General features: G+C 73.3%; 11 protein-coding genes and 2 pseudogenes. 6 read left to right on the plus strand and 7 right to left on the minus strand.

What is annotated here, in order from left to right:
- Nucleotides 1-7 precede the first annotated feature (7 nt).
- Both ACIP6U_RS33680 and ACIP6U_RS33685 read left to right on the plus strand, forming a co-directional pair.
- Nucleotides 8-1171 (plus strand): exonuclease SbcCD subunit D, encoded by a 1164-nt coding sequence (locus tag ACIP6U_RS33680; RefSeq protein WP_401725846.1) that lies wholly within the window; start codon nucleotides 8-10, stop codon nucleotides 1169-1171.
- The gene (locus ACIP6U_RS33685) at nucleotides 1168-4176 is read left to right on the plus strand and encodes an AAA family ATPase (protein ID WP_401725848.1); all 3009 of its coding nucleotides are present in this window, start codon (nucleotides 1168-1170) and stop codon (nucleotides 4174-4176) included. The genes ACIP6U_RS33680 and ACIP6U_RS33685 overlap by 4 nt, the downstream gene beginning before the upstream one ends.
- 13 nt (nucleotides 4177-4189) lie before the next feature.
- On the opposite strand, the gene ACIP6U_RS33690 is transcribed toward ACIP6U_RS33685, so the two are convergent.
- Complete coding sequence (locus ACIP6U_RS33690; protein WP_401725850.1) at nucleotides 4190-4636, minus strand: Lrp/AsnC family transcriptional regulator; 447 nt, start codon at nucleotides 4634-4636, stop codon at nucleotides 4190-4192.
- Between the two features lie 94 nt (nucleotides 4637-4730).
- Between ACIP6U_RS33690 and ACIP6U_RS33695 the strand changes: the two genes are divergently transcribed.
- From ACIP6U_RS33695 to ACIP6U_RS33705, 3 genes are all read left to right on the plus strand, one after another.
- Entirely contained in the window at nucleotides 4731-5213 is a 483-nt protein-coding gene (locus ACIP6U_RS33695) for a rhodanese-like domain-containing protein (RefSeq protein WP_401725851.1), read from the plus strand.
- Nucleotides 5214-5277: 64 nt separating this feature from the next.
- Nucleotides 5278-5793: an immunity 21 family protein gene (locus tag ACIP6U_RS33700; RefSeq protein WP_401725853.1), complete on the plus strand. Its 516-nt coding sequence runs from the start codon at nucleotides 5278-5280 to the stop codon at nucleotides 5791-5793.
- A 128-nt stretch (nucleotides 5794-5921) separates the two neighbouring features.
- A complete protein-coding gene (locus ACIP6U_RS33705; protein ID WP_401725855.1) occupies nucleotides 5922-6767 on the plus strand; it encodes an SDR family oxidoreductase in 846 nt (281 codons plus the stop codon).
- Nucleotides 6768-6802: 35 nt separating this feature from the next.
- Here ACIP6U_RS33705 and ACIP6U_RS33710 read toward each other — a convergent pair whose 3' ends face one another.
- From ACIP6U_RS33710 to ACIP6U_RS33735, 6 genes and pseudogenes are all read right to left on the minus strand, one after another.
- The gene (locus tag ACIP6U_RS33710; protein WP_401725857.1) at nucleotides 6803-8494 is read right to left on the minus strand and encodes a DUF885 domain-containing protein; all 1692 of its coding nucleotides are present in this window, start codon (nucleotides 8492-8494) and stop codon (nucleotides 6803-6805) included.
- A gap of 85 nt (nucleotides 8495-8579) precedes the next feature.
- Nucleotides 8580-9905 (minus strand): GNAT family N-acetyltransferase, encoded by a 1326-nt coding sequence (locus ACIP6U_RS33715; RefSeq protein WP_401725859.1) that lies wholly within the window; start codon nucleotides 9903-9905, stop codon nucleotides 8580-8582.
- Nucleotides 9906-10070: 165 nt separating this feature from the next.
- Nucleotides 10071-12761, minus strand: coding sequence for a DUF6493 family protein (locus ACIP6U_RS33720; RefSeq protein WP_401725860.1), 2691 nt, complete (start codon nucleotides 12759-12761; stop codon nucleotides 10071-10073).
- A pseudogene (locus ACIP6U_RS33725) lies at nucleotides 12758-14223 on the minus strand (SWIM zinc finger family protein). The gene ACIP6U_RS33720 and the pseudogene ACIP6U_RS33725 overlap by 4 nt, the downstream one beginning before the upstream one ends.
- Before the next feature lie 156 nt (nucleotides 14224-14379).
- The gene (locus tag ACIP6U_RS33730; protein WP_401725862.1) at nucleotides 14380-15963 is read right to left on the minus strand and encodes an alkaline phosphatase D family protein; all 1584 of its coding nucleotides are present in this window, start codon (nucleotides 15961-15963) and stop codon (nucleotides 14380-14382) included.
- A gap of 143 nt (nucleotides 15964-16106) precedes the next feature.
- Nucleotides 16107-17693: a PLP-dependent aminotransferase family protein gene (locus ACIP6U_RS33735; RefSeq protein WP_401725864.1), complete on the minus strand. Its 1587-nt coding sequence runs from the start codon at nucleotides 17691-17693 to the stop codon at nucleotides 16107-16109.
- 47 nt (nucleotides 17694-17740) lie between these two features.
- Between ACIP6U_RS33735 and ACIP6U_RS33740 the strand changes: the two are divergent.
- Nucleotides 17741-18529, plus strand: a pseudogene (locus tag ACIP6U_RS33740) (DMT family transporter); the annotation flags it as partial.
- Nucleotides 18530-18578: the final 49 nt, after the last annotated feature.

Here is an 18578-nt window from a genome sequence, read left to right on the forward strand (position 1 = left end):
CGGGTTCTTGAGGTTGTTGCACACTTCCGACTGGCACCTCGGGCGGGCCTTCCACCGGGTCAACATGCTCGATGCCCAGGCCGAGTTCATCCGCCACCTCCTCACCACCGTCCGCGAGCACGACGTGGACGCGGTGGTCGTCTCGGGAGACGTGTACGACCGGGCGGTCCCGCCACTGGCCGCGGTCGAGCTGTACGACGACGCCCTGCACCGTCTCGCCGACCTCGGCGTGCCCACGGTGATGATCTCCGGCAACCACGACTCGGCCCGCCGCCTCGGCGTCGGCGCCGGACTCATCGACCGCGCCGGCATCCACCTGCGCACCGAGCCTGCGGCCTGCGGGACGCCCGTGGTGCTGTCCGACACCCATGGGGACGTGGCCTTCTATGGCCTCCCGTACCTCGAACCGGCCCTGGTGAAGGGCGAGTTCGGGGTCGAGAAGGCCGGCCACGAGACGGTCCTCGCGGCGGCCATGGACCGCGTCCGCGCCGACCTCGCGGTACGTGCCCCCGGTACCCGGTCCGTCGTCCTCGCGCACGCCTTCGTCACCGGCGGCGAGGCCAGCGACAGCGAACGGGACATCACCGTCGGCGGGGTCGCCGCCGTCCCCGCGGGTGTCTTCGACGGCGTCGACTACACCGCGCTCGGTCACCTGCACGGCTGTCAGACCATCACCGAGCGCGTCCGCTACTCCGGCTCCCCGCTCCCGTACTCCTTCTCCGAGGCCGACCACCGCAAGACGATGTGGCTCGTCGACCTCGACGCGACCGGCGCGGTCACCGCCGAACGTCTCGACTGCCCGGTGCCGCGCTCCTTGGCCCGCCTGCGCGGCACCCTGGAGCACCTGCTCGCCGACCCGGCACTCGCCCGGCACGAGGGCGCGTGGGTCGAGGCCACACTCACCGACCCGGTCCGCCCCGCCGATCCCATGGCCCGGCTCGCCGAGCGCTTCCCGCACACCCTCAGCCTCGTCTTCGACCCCGAACGGTCGCCGGACGACCCCGACGCGACCTACGCCGGACGGCTCGCGGGCCGCAGCGACCAGCAGATCGCCGAGGACTTCGTCGCCCATGTGCGCGGCGCCGGACCCGACGAACGCGAACAGGGCGTGCTGCGCGACGCGTTCGACGCCGTGCGCGCCGACGAGACCGTCCGGGAGGTGGCACGGTGAGGCTGCACCGGCTCGACATCACGGCCTTCGGCCCCTTCGGCGCCGCCCAGTCCGTCGACTTCGACGAACTCTCCGCCGCCGGACTGTTCCTGCTGCACGGACCGACCGGCGCGGGCAAGACGTCCGTCCTCGACGCCGTCTGCTACGCCCTGTACGGCACCGTGCCCGGTGCCCGGCAGAGCGGCCAGGGCCTGGCCCTGCGCAGCGACCACGCCGCACCCGGCGCCCGCACCGAGGTCACCCTCGAACTGACCGTCGCCGGACGCCGGTTGGAGGTCACCCGCCAGCCACCGTGGGAGCGCCCCAAGAAGCGCGGATCCGGTACGACGCTGGAGAAGGCGCAGAGCTGGCTGCGCGAGTACGACGCCACCGCCGGCGCCCCGAAGGACCCCGCCGCCTGGAAGGACCTCAGCCGCTCGCACCAGGAGATCGGCGAGGAGATCACCCAGCTGCTCGGCATGAGCCGCGAGCAGTTCTGCCAGGTCGTGCTCCTGCCCCAGGGTGACTTCGCGCGGTTCCTGCGCGCCGACGCCGAGGCGCGCGGCAAGCTGCTCGGGCGGCTCTTCGACACCCACCGGTTCGCCGAGGTCGAGCAGCGTCTCGCCGTGCTCCGACGGACCGCCGAGGCCCAAGTCCGCGAAGGCGACGCCGAATTGCTCGCCGACGCGCACCGCATGCAGCAGGCCGCCGGCGGCGCGATGGAGCTGCCGGAGCTCCAGCCGGGCGAGCCCGGTCTGGCCGAGGCCGTCCTCACCGCCGCCGCGATCGCCCGCAGCACCGCCCGCGAACAGCTCACGGTCGCCCGGTGCCGGCTCACGACCGCGGAGTCCGCGCAGGCGGGCGCCGAGCGCGCGTTGGGCGACGTACGCGAACTGGCCCGGTTGCAGGAGCGGTTCGCGCAGGCGCGGGAGCGGGCGGCGCGGATGGAGGCGCGGGCCGACGGGTACCGGGACGCGCAGGTCCGGATGGAACGGGCGCGCAAGGCGGAGGCGGTGGCGCCCGCGCTGGAGCTGCGGGAGTCGGCCGAGAGCGAGCACCGGAGGGCGGCGGCCCGTGAGAGCGATGCGCGGGCGTTGCTCCCGGATTCCTTCGCCGGTGCCGGCGCGGGCGGGCTCGCGGCTGCCGCACGCCGGGCCGCCGAGGAGCTGGGCGGGCTTGAGTCGGCGCGTCGCGGTGAGCGGCGGCTGGGTGAACTCGTGGACGAGCGCGACCAGTTGGACCGCCAGGAACGCGCCGACGAAGGTGTGCTTCAGGAGGCCGAGGCCTGGCTGGCCGGCTGGGAGGAACTGCGGGCCGGGCTCCAGGACCGGGTCGAGTCGGCGCAGCAGGCGGCCACCCGGGCCGAACAGCTGGGCGTGCAGCGGGAGCCCGCCCGCCGGAAACTGGACGCCGCCCGTCAGCGCGACCAGTTCGCGCGGGACACGGAGGATGCCGGACGCCAGGTGCTCGCCTCGACGGACCGCGCCCAGAAGGCACGGGCCGAGTGGCTCGACGTCAAGGAACAGCGGCTGAACGGCATCGCCGCCGAACTGGCCGCCGAGCTCACCGACGGCGACCCCTGCGCGGTGTGCGGGGCGACCGAACACCCGGCGCCCGCCCGCAAGGACGCCGGACACGTGGACCGGGAGACCGAGGAGCGCGCGCAGGCGGCTTTCCAGGACGCCGACGAACAGCGCGCCGAGGCCGAACGGCGACTCGGTGTCGTACAACGGGCGTTGGCCGCCGCGCAGGGCGAGGCCGGTGACGCGTCGACCGATCAACTCATCGAGCAGAGCGAGGAGTTGGAGCGGCTCTACGCGGAGGCCCGGCAGGGCGCGAGCGCGCTGCACCCCGCGCAGGAACGGCTGCGGCAGGCCGAGCAGGAGCGGGAGCTGCGCAGCTCCGCCCAGCAGGAGGCCGCGGTGCGTGTCGCCTCCCGGGTGGCCCGCCGGGATGCCCTCGACCGCGAACGGACCACGCTGGAAGCCGAGTTGGCCCAAGCGCGCGGTACCGCTGCCAGCGTGGCCGCGCGAGCCGGACAGTTGGAGCGGCAGGCCGCGCTGCTCACCGAGGCCGCCGACGCCGCGCGCGCCGCCGAGGACACCGCCCAGCGGCTCAAGGACGCCGACGCGAGGCTTGCCGACGCGGCCTTCCGGGCCGGCTTCGACACCCCGCAGGCCGCGGCCGCCGCACTCCTCGACGACGACGCCCACCGCGAGCTGCAACGCCGCCTGGACGCCTGGCAGTCGGAGGAGGCCGCCGTGCGTGCCGTCCTCGCCGAGACCGACACGGCGAACGCCGCCCAACAGCCGCCCGTCGAGCTGGAGTCGGCCGAACGGGCGGCCACCGACGCCTCAGCACGCCTCCGCGACGCCGCGTCCGCGCGCGACGCGGCAGCCGGCCGCTGCGCCGACCTCGACCGGCTCTCCACCCGGTCCGCCGGCGCCGTACGCCGCCTCGCCCCGCTGCGCGACGAGTACGACCGCGTGGCCCGCCTGGCGACCCTGACCGCGGGCACCTCGGCGGAGAACGAGCGCAAGATGCGCCTGGAGTCGTATGTGCTCGCGGCGCGACTGGAACAGGTGGCCGCCGCCGCGACCGTACGCCTGCAACGCATGTCCTCCGGCCGCTACACCCTCGTCCACTCCGCCGACCGGTCGGGCCGGGGGCGCAGCGGTCTGGGGCTGCACGTCGTCGACGCGTGGACCGGACGCGAGCGCGACACCGCGACGCTGTCCGGCGGCGAGACCTTCTTCGCCTCGCTCGCGCTCGCCCTCGGCCTCGCGGACGTCGTCACGGACGAGGCGGGCGGGGTCCGACTGGACACGCTCTTCATCGACGAGGGCTTCGGGAGCCTCGACGACCAGACGCTCGACGAGGTCCTCGACGTACTCGACTCGCTGCGTGAGCGTGACCGCAGCGTCGGGATCGTCAGCCATGTGCCCGATCTGCGGCGCAGGATCCACGCGCAGTTGGAGGTCGTGAAGGAGCGGACGGGGTCGACGGTGCGGCAGCGCGGTCAGTGATCCCGCAGCACGATCATTGGCCGAGCGGGCGCCGGGGGAGCGGTGAGGAGTAGACGACGCTGGTCGTGACCGAACCGAGGGCGCCGATCTTGCCCGAGACCTCCTCCAGGTGGCGCATCGAGCGGGCGGTCACCTTGATCACGAAGCAGTCGTCGCCGGTCACATGGTGTGCCTCCAGGATCTCCGGGGTCACCGCGACCAGGTCGTGGAAGGGCTTGTAGTTCCCGTTCGGGTAGCGCAGCCGCACGAAGGCCAGGATCGACAGCCCCAGTCGCTCGGGGTCCACGACCGCCGCGTACCCCTGGATCACCCCCGCCTCCTCCAGCCGCCGCACCCGCTCGGTGACCGCACTCGGCGACATGGAGACGGCCCGCGCCAGCTCGGCGAAACTGGCACGTCCTTCGCGCTGGAGGACGTCGAGGATGCGCCAGTCGGTGGCGTCCGGGGAAAACGTGGTCATGGAGGAGAGTTAGCAGGGGAATCCCCGGCAGATCAAGGGATGAGCCGGGGATCACTCCTTCTGGCGGCCGATCGGCGGCCGTAGATTTTCTGCCATGACCAGAACCGACCTCACTGAAAACCCTGTCCTGCGCGTCGCCCCCGCGTCCCCCGCCGAGGCCGCCGCCCACTTCCGGGCGAGCCTCGCCTTCCACGCCGATGTCTCCGACGTCGCGAGTGCGCTCGGGGGCGACGGCGACCCCGGGTTCCTCGTCCTGGACTCCCGCTCCACCGAGTCCTGGGACCAGGGGCACGTGCCCGGCGCGATCCATCTGCCGACCGCGCTCATCCCCGAGCAGGCCGCCCAACTCCTCGACAGATCCGTGCCGGTGGTCACCTACTGCTGGGGTCCCGGCTGCAACGGCGCCACCCGCGCGGCGCTCGCCCTCGCCGAACTCGGCTACCAGGTCAAGGAGATGCTCGGCGGCTTCGAGTACTGGGTGCGGGAGGGCTTCGCGTACGAGACCCGGGAGGGGCGCGAGCAGCGCGCCGCGGATCCACTGACCGCGCCCAAGTCCGCCGAGGACTGCGGCTGTTGAGGAGGGCTTCGGTCGGTGGGGGACCGGGGAGATGTGCGACGGCTGTGCGTGTACGGTCGGCGCCATGGTGCGATACGCGGATCCCGGTGCGGTGGAGTGGGTCGAGTCGGGAGGCGGGCCCCTGATAGCGGTGCCCGAGACGGTCCTGGCGTTCTGGGCGGGGGCCGACGGGGAGGAGACCGCCTCCGACTACGACCGGGCCTGCGAGGTCGACGGCTACTGCGGGCTGCTGCCCGTCGGGGACTCCGCCGCGCTGGTCCTGGGTGACGAACCCGCCTCGACCGCCTTCCTGCCGGAGCACGGCATGTTCGTACGGTGGACGGCCGCGAACTCCGAGGAGGAACTGCTCGCCGAGGTCCCCGCCGCCCTCGCCACGGCGGACTGGGCCGACGCGGTCGACTGGGAGGTGCCAGGACCGGTCGTGCTCTTCGACTCCGCCTGGCCCGGTACCGAGACCGGCCGGACGGAGAGTCTGCGGGTGGCGCTGCAACCGGGGCGGTACGCGGTGCGGGCGGCCAACGTCCAGCCGGGGCCGGAGACTTGGGTGGGCCTGGTGCAGTTGCGGCGGGTCGCGGGCTGATCGGCGTCGGGTGATCTGCGCGGGGGCGGTCGGCGCCGGATGGTCGGTGCGGAGCGGCGGTCGCGGGCGGGGCCGGTAGCGGGAAAACCACGTGCGCGGGCCGTCGCCCGTCACCATGATGATCGTCCATGCCACGACTTCCCGAGCCCACCCCCGAAGACCTCCGCCGCGACCCCCTGCCGCTGCGCGGCCGTACCGCCCTGGTCACCGGTGCCAGCAGGCGCGTCGGCATCGGGCACGCCGTGGCCCGGCGGCTGGCCGCGTACGGGGCGAGCGTCTACATGCATCACCATGTGCCGCACGACGTCGCGATGCCGTGGGGCGCGGACCGGATCGAGGACGTGACCGCCTCCGTACGCGCCGTCCTGGGCGACCCCGAGGCGCGGGTCGTCGACGGTCCCGGTGACCTCTCCGACCCCGCAGTCCCCGCCGAACTGATCGCAACTGCCGCCGCCGCACTGGGCGGTCGGCTCGACATCCTCGTCGCCAACCACGCCCTCAGCGGCAGCGACGGTGACCTCGACACGATCGACGCCGGGATGCTCGACGCGCACTGGGCCGTCGACACCCGCTCGGTGCTGCTGCTCGTGCAGGCCTACGTCCGGCACCGCGCCGCGCTGCCGGTGGGCACCCCGGGTGGGCGCGTGGTCACAATGACGTCCGGGCAGGACCAAGGGAGCGGTATGCCGGGGGAGTTGGCGTATGCCCTCCAGAAGGGCGCCCTGGCCTCGGTGACGCGTTCGCTGGCGACGACACTCGCCGAGCACGCGATCACTGTGAACACGGTCAACCCGGGCCCGGTGGACACCGGTTACGCGACCGGGGAGACGTACGACGCGGTCGCCGCCCTCTTCCCCGGCGGGCGTTGGGGCGTGCCGGACGATCCGGCCCGCCTCATCGCGTGGCTCGCCACGGACGAGGCGGGCTGGATCACCGGCCAGGTGATCGACTCGGAAGGCGGCTTCCGGCACTGACCCCGTGATGGCCGGCATGAGCCGCTGAACAGGCCCTACAGCTGGGACAGTTCGTCCACCAGGTCGTCCAGGCCCAACGAACCCTGCGAGAGCGCGGCCATGTGCCAGGTCTTGAGGTCGAACGCCGCGCCCTGCCGCTCGCGCGCCTTCTCCCGGCCGAGCAACCAGGCCCGCTCACCCAGCTTGTAGCCGATGGCCTGGCCCGGCATGGACAGGTAGCGGGTGAGCTCGCTCTCCACGAAGTCCGCCGGACGGCTGCTGTGCGAACCGAAGAACTCCTGCGCCAGCGCGGGCGTCCAGCGCTCCCCGGGGTGGAAGGGCGAGTCGTCCGGGATCGTCAGCTCCAGGTGCATGCCGATGTCGACGATCACCCGGGCGGCGCGCATCATCTGCGCGTCCAGATAGCCGAGCCGGCGCTCCGGGTCCGTGAGGAAGCCCAGCTCGTCCATCAGCCGCTCCGCGTACAGCGCCCAGCCCTCGGCGTTGGCGCTGACCATGCCCACGCCCGCCTGGTAGCGGGAGAGGTTCTCCGCCACGTGCTTCCACTGCGCGAGCTGGAGGTGGTGGCCCGGCACGCCCTCGTGGTACCAGGTCGACACCAGGTCGTAGACGGGGAACCGGGTCTGGCCCATGGTCGGCAGCCAGGTGCAGCCCGGGCGCGAGAAGTCGTCCGACGGGGGCGTGTAGTACGGCGCCGCCGCGCTGCCGGGAGGGGCGATCCGGGACTCGACGCGCCGCACCCGTTCGGCCAGGTCGAAGTGGGTGCCGTCGAGCTTCTCGATGGCCTCGTCCATCAGGGACTGCAGCCAGCGCTGCACCTCGTCGACGCCTTCGATGTGCGTGCCCTGCTCGTCCAGGTGCGCCAGCGCCACCCACGGCGTGGCCGCGCCGGGCAGGACCTTCTCGGCCTCGGCCTTCATCTCGCCGAGCAGCCGGTGGTACTCCGACCAGCCGTACGCGTACGCCTCGTCCAGGTCGAGGTCGGTGCCGTTGAAGTAGCGGACCCAGCGGGCGTACCGCTCGCGACCCACCACGTCCGGCGCGCCGTCGATCGCCGGCTCGTACACGTCCCGCAGCCAGTCGCGCAGCGCGACCACGGCCTCGGTGGCCGCGCGGGCCGCCGTGTCCAGCTCGGACCTGAGCGCCTCGGGACCGGCCGACGCGTACTGCTCGAACCAGCCGTGTCCCTCGCCGTCCGCGTCGGCCCACTCGCCGAGCTGTCCGACGAACGTGGCGGTGGCGCGCGGCCCGCCGTACAACTTGCGCTCCAGGCCGAGCGCCAGGGACTCCCGGTAGCCCTCCAGCGCCGCCGGCACCGCGCGCAGCCGCTCGGCGATCGCCGTCCAGTCCTCCTCCGACTGCGCCGGGGTCACGGTGAACACCTGGCGCACCGCGTGGACCGGCGAACTCAGGTTGCTGACCGCGCGCAGCCCCTCCTCGGCCTCCTGCACGGCGAGCGAGGCGTTGAGCCGCTCGCGCAGCAGGCGCGCGCACCGGCGCTCGATGTCACTGTCCGCCCCCGGCTGCCGCTCGGCCTCGTCGAGCCGCGCCAGCGTCCGGCGCGTCAGTTCCGCGAGCGCCTCGTCGCCCGCGGGTGAGGTGTCGGGCAACCTGCTCGAACTCTCCTTGACGCCGAGGAACGTGCCGGTGATCGGATCGAGGGCGACGAGTTCGTCGACGTAGGCGTCGGCGACCTGACGGGGCAGCTGGCTCTTGGTCTCTGACATGCGGTCCATCCTCGTACGAGGGGCCGCCGCGCGTCACCCCGATTGAGCCGGGGGTGCCGCGGGCGGCGGCAGCGTCCCGCACGTCCTACGGTGTTTCGGCGTTCGTGGTGCTCACGGCCCCTTCGCCCACCGGAGCCTCCCCGACCAGTCGTGCCGTGACGACCAGGGTCCCTTCCTCGATCTGATAGTCGAGCGGCAGCTCAAGGCCCCGCATCGCCGCGACCATGCCCGTGTTGGACGCCTGCGTGACCGCGTACACGCTCTCGCACCCCGCCTCGACCGCCATGGCCACCAGCCGCCCCAGCAGCTCGCCCCCGATACCGCGCCGCTGCCACTTGTCCTCGACGAGCAGCGCGACCTCCGTCTCGTCCCCGTCCCACAGCAGATGCCCGAGCCCGACGATCCGCCCGGACGCGGTCTGCACCGCGAGGGTGCGGCCGTAGCGCGGGCTGAGAAGGTGGTTGAGGTAGCGGTCCGCGTCGACGACCGGACCGTGGTACCGCATGGCGAGGGTCCGCGCCGAGCACCGCTCGTGCATCTCCTTCGCGGCCTCCACATCCCCCGCGTCGGCCCTTCGTACGGTGATCTCGTTGCCCTCGGGCAGCGTCAGTACGTCCTGGCTGCGCGGCACCCGCGGTCCGAGCCGGGCGTCCAGCTCCACCAGCGCCCGCGCCCGGGCGAACTCGGTCGGCGTGAACGGCAGATACGGCCGCTCCACGGTGATCACGCCACCCTCGGGCGCCCGCAGCCGCAGCACGGTGTCCTCCAGCGCTCCCTCGACCGGCGCGCCCTCCGGGGCTCGGGCACCGGCGCCGACCGGCACGGCGGGCGACTGGCGGATGGTGCACCGGCCCAGCAACTGCCGCAGCGCAAGCGGCAGTTCCGCCGCGTCCAGGGCGGTACGGGTGGCCAGACCGAGGACCCGGGTCGGTGCGTCGACCAGGTCGTGGGCGTCGGCCCGCTCGATCCAGGTGTCGGTGCCGCCGGCCGACGCGATCACCCGGGTCAGCTCCGCGGAGTCCAGCCCGGCCGGGGCCCGCAGCAGGAACTCGTCCACCGTGCCCGCGCCCAGCGGATGCGTCTGCAGGCTCAGAATGTCGACCCGGTGCCCGGCCAAGGCTGTGCACAGCACCGCCAGTGACCCCGGTTCGTCCTTCACCGTCGTGCGCAGCCGCCACAGCGTGCTCTCCGCGGGCACGGTCTCCTGCGGCGCCGACGACGGGTCGGACGGCCCGGCCTGCTGGACCTCGGTCAGCGGCCGGGCACCGGTATCGCCCGTCGGTGGCGCATGACCGTGGCGGCGTGTCCAGCGCATGTGGAACACCGCCGTGAACAGGGTGGCGAGTTCGGCGACGACCCGCCGCCAGGGGCGCACAGGACGTCCGTCCTCCGTGCGCGTCACATCAGACATGTCTCGATTCATGCAACCACTGTGAAGGAAGGGTGTTGCGTGATCACGAACGCTCTGTGACTGATCGGTAAAGCGTGGTTATGCCCTTTTTGTAGATCTTTCAACGGTTGCGGGGGTGGACAGCATGCGGGCTGGTGGGGCGCCGGGTGCGCGGATTCGTCTACGTCACGCGGCTACCTCCACGGCCAGCGCACTGCGCAGCCGGCGCGCCTGCGTCACCAGACGCGAGGAGCCCCGCCGGTCCGCCGTCTGCGTCAGGTGCGGCAGCTCTCCCTGCGCCCCGGTGCGCTCGGCGCACTCCGCGGCTATTCCCAGCAGCTCCCCGACCCCGCGCGCGGACGACCCCGCCGCGTCGGTCGCGAGCGCGGCGAGCAACACCGGCAACGTGTGCCGCAGCACCTCCCAGATCGTCGCGTTCGCTCCCGTGGCAGCCGCCGTACGCACCGACTCCGCCAACCGCAGCGGCTTGACCGCCCCGCTCCTTGTCAACTCGCCGAGGTCGGCGCCCAGTCGGGCCGCGTCCAACTGACCGAGCGCCGCCACCGTCAACAGCGCGTCCACCGCCGCCAGCCGGTCCTCGGGATGCCGCGCGCCGAGCCCGTACGCCAGGCACAGATGCACGGCCTCGCCCGCCTCGCCACCGGACTCGGCGAGGTGCGGCAGGACGGCGGCGGCGCCTCGGGTGTCGTCCACGGCCACGGTGGAGACGTCCGCCAGCAGCCGCGCCGCCACCAGTTCGCGCCGCTCGGGGAGCAGCGCGAGCCAGTGCGGGCGCAGGTCGTCGCTCCAGTGGTGGCAGTACCACCGGTGCCCGGCAGAGGCGGATGTCGGCCGGCCGAGCGGGCGGCAGTCGGCGAGGAAGTCCGCCCGCAGCTCCGGGAGTTCACCCAGTTCGACCAGGACACGGGTGCCGGAGGTCCGGCGCTGTGACGTCGGCAGGTCCGGACCCTCGGCGGTGAGCCACGCGGCGAGCCTCCTGCCCTCCCGTGTGCCCAGCGCCGCCGCCCGTGCCGCGGTCGTCGCAGCGGCGGCACGGTCCGCACGCCGCACCCGCAGCAGTGCGTGCGCGAAGTCGTTGGCCCCCACGCGTGCGCCCAGCCGCCCGTACTCGGCGAGACGGTCCACGAGTTCGGCCGGCTCCAGCAGGCCCGTGCTCCATGTCGGGGTCGACACGAGGAAGGGCGGCGGATCCGTTCGGAGCCGGTAGGCGATCTCCCACAGACGGCTCTGGAACGCGTCCGCCAGGTTGCTGTGCCGGCACTGCCGGCCGGTGGTCGGCTGAGTGACGAGCGAGTGGAGCAGCCGCGTGATCTTCCGGTCCGGCGTCGGTGTGTCCGTCCTGCCGCGCAGGGCCGCGAGGAACAGATCCAGGCCGGTGGACGCGGCCCCCACGTAGAAGTTGTCCCTGCTGAAGCGGGCCCATGCCGTCGCCTCGTCCTCGGGGCCGGCACCGTGCCACCAGCGGCGCGCGAGTACCGGCTCCAGCGCCTCCAGCAAGGCGTCCCGATCCTGGTGGGCATGGCGCACCAGCCCGTCCAGCGCCCGCTCGAACGCGGCCACCCCGGGCTCACCCGCCAGGGCCGCGCCCACCTCCTCGGCGACCTCGACCGGGGAGGCCGGCGCGGGCGCGAGGCGCGTCGGCTCCGGTGCGGGCGGGAGGACCTCCTCGTACGGGACCGGCCGCACCGGCCCGAGGGCGGTGCCCAGGACCTTGGCCGCGCGCACCCGCAGACCCGGGATCAACTGCTCGGCGGCGACTACCAGTTCGGCGTGCGCCCCGGTGTTCTCGACCTTCCCGGCATGGCGCTCCACCAGCTTCAGCGCCCGCTCCTGCACCTCGGAGTCCTCATGGCCGAAAGCCTGCGCCACGGCGGGCAGCAGTACCTCGGCCGTCGTCGCGTCGCGGCTCAGCGCCTTGCCGAGGAGCACCAACTGCGCGCGTACGAGCTTCTTCTCGGTGCGGAACAGCACCGCGTCCGACATCTCCGCCAGTCTGCGCGGCGGCAGCTCACCGTCCAGCGCCAGCGAGCCCAGCACCGACTGCGCGTGCGACGCCACCGGGGAGACCGCGTCGGCGGCCAGCGCCGACCAGTCGGCGGTCCGCTCCAGTTGCTCCTCGCGGGTGAGCGCCAGGGACGTCAACAGACGCAGGAACACCCGGTGGTCGGCGGCCGAGCCGCCCCGCAGCAGCCGGGCCACACAGGCGTCGACCGTCGCCCGTCGGTCCAGGGCCCCGTCGACGGTGAGCCGGGCGAGGGCGCCGGTCCAGCTGTTCGGCCCCTCGCGCGGGGTCCACTCCAGACTGCTCCCGATATCGGCCGTCTCGAAGAGCGCGGCCACCAGGTCGGTGAGATGCGCGTCCTTGCGCAGCCGGTCCAGCACGCTGTCCCCGTGCTGCCAGAGGCTGTTGATGTGCTGCACCCAGCCGGTGACGTAGGACTCGGTGGTCGGCACCGGGCAGCCGGACAGCCGCACCAGGCCCGCCATCAGTTCGTACGGCACATCGGACGCGACCGGGCGTTCGGCGAGCCGCCCCGTCAGGTCGGCGAGCCACTCCGGCGTGCGGTCGCCCAGGAGGCGCAGCAGCAGGGCGGGGGACGTCCGCGACCAGCGCATGTCGGCAGCGGCGATCCAGGTCGCGACGGCCGCGGCGCCCGTCTGGCACGCCACCCCGGCCGCGTACAGCGGCGGGTAGGCGCGGCGGGACCCCGCCGCCCAGGGGTCCGCTCTGAGTTCCTTGCGCAGTGCCTTCAACTCCGGGAACAACGCCCGTCGTTCGGCATCGGTCAGCTCGTCCAGCAGACCCACCACCTCGGCCGTCCGCCCGGCCCGTACCGCTTCCATCAGCTCACTCATCGCGCACCCCCGTCGCCCCGAACCCCGACCCGCTCCACCGAGACCTGCTCCACCGAGACCCGCTCCACCGGAACCCGTTCCAGCCCGGCCCGCTCCGCCGCGGTGGCACCCCGCCGCACCATCCGCACCGCCAACGCGTGCTTGCACGGCCCCCGTCCACCCCGGTACTTCGCCCACCACAGACAACTGCAGCTGAGCACCCCCGCCTCGTCCCGCACCCGATGCGTGTGGCCGTCCTCCGCCGTCACCGTCGCCAGGGCGTCGTCGAGCCGGACCGCGCCCGCGGCCACCAGCCCCCGGGCCGCGCGCAGTCTCGGGTTGTGCTTCTCCACCCGCTCGGCGTCGTAGGGCAGTTCACGGTGGAAGTAGGCCGCCTCGGCGGTGTCGTAGCCGACCCGGCCCGAGGTGCCGAGCCGGACCAGCGCCGCCCGGACCCGCTCGGCCGTGAGGCCCGAGGCGCTGGCGAGGTCGGCGATGTCCACGCGGGGCTCCCAGGCGAGGAGCACCGAGATCAACTCGGCGTCCTCGGCGGCCTCGTCGGTGGCCAGGGCGTCCAGCACACCGCCCTCGCCGGAGAAACCGCGCGAGGCGTCCGGCGACAGGGTCAGCGTGAGCCGCATGCCCGGCAGTACGACCTCCCAGGCGCCGGCCGTGGCATCGGCGCCGGTCACCGTGGGGCCGTGACCCGCAGTGCCGTCGCGTGCCGCAGGATCCGCTGGAGTGCGATCAGCCGCTCCGGCCCCGGCAGGCACACCGCGCCGGGCACCGCGCGCGTGGTCGGCCGCAGCGCACGGCCGGCGGGCACCACCCAGCGCGGCCCGGCCGCCGAGCCGCGTCCACCGCCGCGCGGCAGTGCGCGCAGGAACCGTACGGCCTCGGCGGCGGGCAGCTCGGCCCGTAGATCGAAGCCGGCCGCGATCACCTGGGCCTCCGCGAACCCGCGCAGCCACCGGTCCGGCAGCGGCACCTTCTTCTCCACCACCGGGCCGTCCATTGTGGTCACGGCCAACTCCTCGGGGCCGACCCGCAGATGCAGCGGGTCGTCCGAGCCGATCCGGGAAAGGGCCTCGCGCAGCGGGTTGTTGACGTCGACGTTCGTCGTGCCGTGCCCCACCTCGCCGCCGTCCAGGCCCGGGGCCAGGACGTCCAGGCGGGCGTACACCCCGCCGCAGCCCGAGAAGGACTCGAAGCGCAGCCGGTCCCCGTTGCCCGTCACCACCGGGTCGAGCGAGGCGCGTAGCAGCCGCTGGTAGTACCGTGCGGCGGCCACGTCCGCCACCGCGAGGAGACCGGCCGCGGCCACCTGAGGGGACGTCAAGAAGCCGGTGAAGAAACGGGGGTGGTCCTCGACACCGGTGGGTGTCGCACCCCGCGAGGTCTCGAGTCCCAGGCGCTGCTCACCCGCCGCGGACTCCAGCGCGGAGGGTCGGCGGTAGGCCACGGCCTGCACAGATCGCGTCATGGAAAAACCGTAGAGGCGACCACTGACAATCGGCCCTGACCTGCGGAAACGGTCTGACGGAGGGGGAGTTCGCACACGCGGGCGCAGACCGCGCACCGGGGGATGACGCCGGTGCGCGGCACACGGACAAGAGTACGGGAGCCGAAGGCGCGGAAGTCACTGCCCGACCCGGCCCGGCTGAAGCGTCTGCGTGAACAACACCGTGCCGTCGTACTCCCGCAGACGCACCGTCAGCTCTCCACTGTCCCCGTCGATGTCGACCTCGCCGAAGAACTGGTAGCCCTCGGCCGGCGAGACGTTCGCGGTCGTCGGCGCCTTCACGAAGACCCGGTCGGGACCGAACGTGCCGTCCAGCGCGCTGGCCGGGAAGGCACCGGCGTTGAGCGGACCCGAGACGAACTCCCAGAACGGCTCGAAGTCCTTGAACGCGGCCCGCGACGGGTCGTAGTGCTGGGCCGAGGTGTGGTGCACGTCGGCCGTCAGCCACACTGTGCCGGTGATCCGGCGGTGCTTGATGAACCGCAGCAGCTCGGCGAACTGCAGCTCGCGGCCCAGCGGCACGCCCGGGTCGCCCTGCGCGACGGCCTCGATGTTCGCCCTGCCCTCGGTCGCGTCGGGCACGACCAGGCCCAGCGGCATGTCGTTGGCGATCACCTTCCACACCGCACGCGACTTCGACAGCTCGCGCTTGAGCCACTCCAGCTGCTCACGGCCGAGGATGCCCACCGGGTCCGTGGTCTGGTCGTCGGCGGAGTTGGCGTTGCGGTAGGTGCGCATGTCGAGCACGAACACGTCAAGCAGCGGACCGTGGTTGACGACCCGGTAGATCCGGCCGTCCGGACGGCCGCTGATCGAGGAGATCGGGAAGTACTCGGAGAAGGCCCGCCGCGCGCGTACCGCGAGATCGTCCAGCTTCGTGCCGGCCGGGTAGGGCGTGCCGCTGCCGATGACCTCGCCCGGGTACCAGTTGTTGCGGACCTCGTGGTCGTCCCACTGGATGATGCTGGGCACCTGGGCGTTGAACCGGCGCAGCGCCTTGTCCAGCAGGTTGTAGCGGAAGTTGCCCCGGTAGTCGGCCAGCGTGGTGGCGACGTGCGCCTTCTCCTCGGTGGTGACGTTCCGGTAGACGCTGCCGTCGGGCAGCGTGGCACTGGCGGCGATCGGCCCGTCGGCGTAGATGTTGTCGCCGCTGCACAGGAAGAAGTCCGGGTCCGTCCTCGCCATGGCGTCGAAGATCCGGTAGCCGCCGATGGACTCGTTGATGCCCCAGCCCTGTCCCGCCAGGTCGCCGGACCACACGAACTTGACGCCCTTGCTGCGTTTCTCGGAGGCCGTGCGGAAGGTGCCGGTCACCGGCTCGCCGGTGCGGCGCGGGTCGTGCGGGTCGGCGAGCAGTACGCGGTAGTGGATCTGCTCGCCCGAGGGCAGTCCGCGCAGCCGGGTCGTGCCGGTGAAGTCCGAGCCCGGGCCCAGCAGCGGGCCGTGCCACCGGCGCGCGTTGCGGAACGACTCCGTCGCGGACGTCTCGACGACCATCCGGGCCGGGCGGTCGGAGCGCACCCACACCAGACCGGAGTCATGGGTCACGTCTCCCGTCTGCACACCCCAGTCCGCCCGGGGACGCCCGGACAGGGCGAAGGCCGGCGCGGCGGCGAGGGCGGTGGGCAGGGTGAGGGCCGCGGACGCGGCCAGCGAGCCGCGCAGCACGCTGCGGCGGCCGGGGAACGGACGGTGTGACATGCGGACGCCTCCAGGGACGGGTTCCGGCCAGTGGTTCGATGCCGTGGTTCGATGCCGTGTTGCGATGCCACAACTACTGGGACCCCGCAGCGCACACGGAAACCGCAAGTGAACAACTGCCCGCGCGGACAGGGTGGGCGGTGTCACACGGCGACGGCCCGGGACATCAGCCGCACGCCGTCACGGATCCGGGCGGGTGACAGATGGGCGTACCCCAGGACCAGCCGTACGTCACCGCCACCGCCACCGCCACCGCCACCGCCACCCCCATCGGCCCCGCCCTCGTCGTCGTGTTCGGCACACGCGTGCGTGTAGTCGGTCAGCAGGCGCACTTCCGCACCGGCAGCCGTCACGCGCGCGTGGAAGTCCTCCCGGGGTCCGTACCGCTTCGGCAGCTCGACGATGACGTGCAGGCCGGCCGCGATACCGGCCACCCTCGCGCCCGGGAAGTGCTCCTCCAGGGCGGCGACGAGCGCGTCGCGCCGCTCGCGGTACGCGCGCTGACAGCGGCGCAGCTGACGGTCGTAGTCGCCGCGTTCCACGAACCGGGCGAACAGCGCCTGGTCGAGGGTGGGATGCCCGAGGTCCATGGTCCGCTTGCGCTCCACGACCTCGTCGGCCAGCGCCTCCGGGACGAGCAGCCAGCCCAGTCGCAGCCCTGGAGCGAGCGATTTGCTGACCGAACCCGCATAGGCGACGCGTTCAGGGTCGAGTCCTTGAAGGGCGCCGACGGGGGCACGGTCGTAGCGGAAGTCGCCGTCGTAGTCGTCCTCCATCACGAAACCGTCCACCGACCGCGCCCAGTCGAGCAGTTCGGCACGGCGCCGCGCCGAGTACGCGATCCCGGTGGGGAACTGGTGCGACGGTGTCGTGACCACGGCCCGTACGCCCGTCCCGCGCAGCACGTCCATGCGGAGACCTTCGTCGTCCAGGGGTACGGACACGGTGGCGACGCCGGCCGAGGCGTAGAGGGAGTCGTGCTGAGGGCTGCCGGGATCCTCGACGCCGACCGTGCGCAACCCGCGCGCGTGGAGGGCGAAACCGAGCAGCGTCGTCGCCTGGGCCACCCCGGAGACGACCAGGATCCGTTCCGGGTCCGCGACCACGCCCCGGCGCCGCGCGAGCAGTTCCGCAAGTGCCGTCCGCAGCCGGGGCAGCCCGCGCGGGTCCGGATAGCCGAGATCCTGGTGGGGCAGCTCGGCCAGCACACCGCGCTGCGCTGCGGCCCAGGCGGTGCGCGGGAACAGCGACAGGTCCGGCGTCCCGGGCACGAAGTCCGCCCGCGCGCCCGGAGAGCGCGGGGCCAGGTCACGCGCGCGTGGGGGAGCGGACCGCACGGCACCGCCCACCCACGTCCCGGCACCCCGTCCGCTGCGCAGATAACCCTCCGCCGTCAACTGCTCGTACGCCTCGGTGATCAGTCCTCGCGAGACCCCGAGGTCGGCGGCGAGATCACGGCTCGACGGCAGGCGGGTGCCCGTCGCGAGCCGCCCCGAGCGCACCGCCTCGCGCAGCGCCGCCTGCAACGAACGTCCACGCGCGCGTGCCGGCGCCGAGGCGGCGGGAAGCAGCAACTCCCAGGCGGGAGAGGCAGGCGACGGGGGCGACGAGGCGAGCCGGTCCGTGGACGGTGCCGGGGCTGAACCCTCACCCGAACTTCCACCCGGACCCCCATGCGCGTCTCCACCCGGACCCTCGCCCACCCCCGAATTGGTCTCCGATGACGTCATGGAAGTGGACCTTAAACCGGACCGCCCCACTCCCTAGCGTCGCTGCCATGAACGCCACCACCGCGCGGGGATCCCTGCTCGCCGCACTCGCCTGTGTCCTCGTCGGAGGGTCCTTCACCGCCAACAGCGTCCTGGGTGAGTACCCGTACGCGGGCGGCCAGTTCCTGCGCTACGGCCTGGCCTGCGTGCTGCTCGTCCCGCTGGCCGGCGCGGGGGCCACGGCCCGGCTGCGGGCGCTCACGCTCCGCCAGTGGGCCCGCCTCGCGCTGCTGGCCGCCGTGGGCATGGTCGGCTTCAACCTCGCGGTCATCGCCGCCGAACGCACCGCGGAACCGGCGGTACCGGGCGTTTTCGTCGGCTGCGCGCCCGTGGTCGTGGCGGTCGTCGTCCCGCTCCTGGAGGGTCGTCGGCCCCGACGCGTCGTGCTGTACGGGGCGCTGCTCGTCGCGGTCGGTGCCTGCGTCGTCCAGGGGTGGGGGCGCACCGACGGGACGGGACTGGCCTTCTCCGCCTGCGCGTTGGCCGGCGAGGTGGGCTTCGCCGTCCTCGCCGTGCCCGTCCTGCGGCCGCTGGGGCCCCGGCTGCTGTCGGCCACGGTGTGCGGCGTCGCCGCGGTCGAGTCCGCGGCGGCCGGCCTGCTGTTCGACGGGACGGGATGGCTGCGGCGCCCCGACGCCACCGAGGCCGCCGCGCTGCTGTGGCAGGCGGCGATCGTCACGGTGGTCGGCTTCGTGTGCTGGTACATGGGCATGCAACGGCTCGGCGCCGAGCGCGCCACGCTCTTCTCCGGCCTCATCCCGGTCGCCGCGGCCTGCACCGCCCCGCTCGTCGGAACGGGCTCCTACGGGCCCGCCCAGGCCGTTGGAAGCGCCCTGGTAGGTGCCG

Origin of the sequence: Streptomyces sp. NPDC088794 (assembly GCF_044750545.1) — a bacterium.
GTDB lineage: Bacteria > Actinomycetota > Actinomycetes > Streptomycetales > Streptomycetaceae > Streptomyces.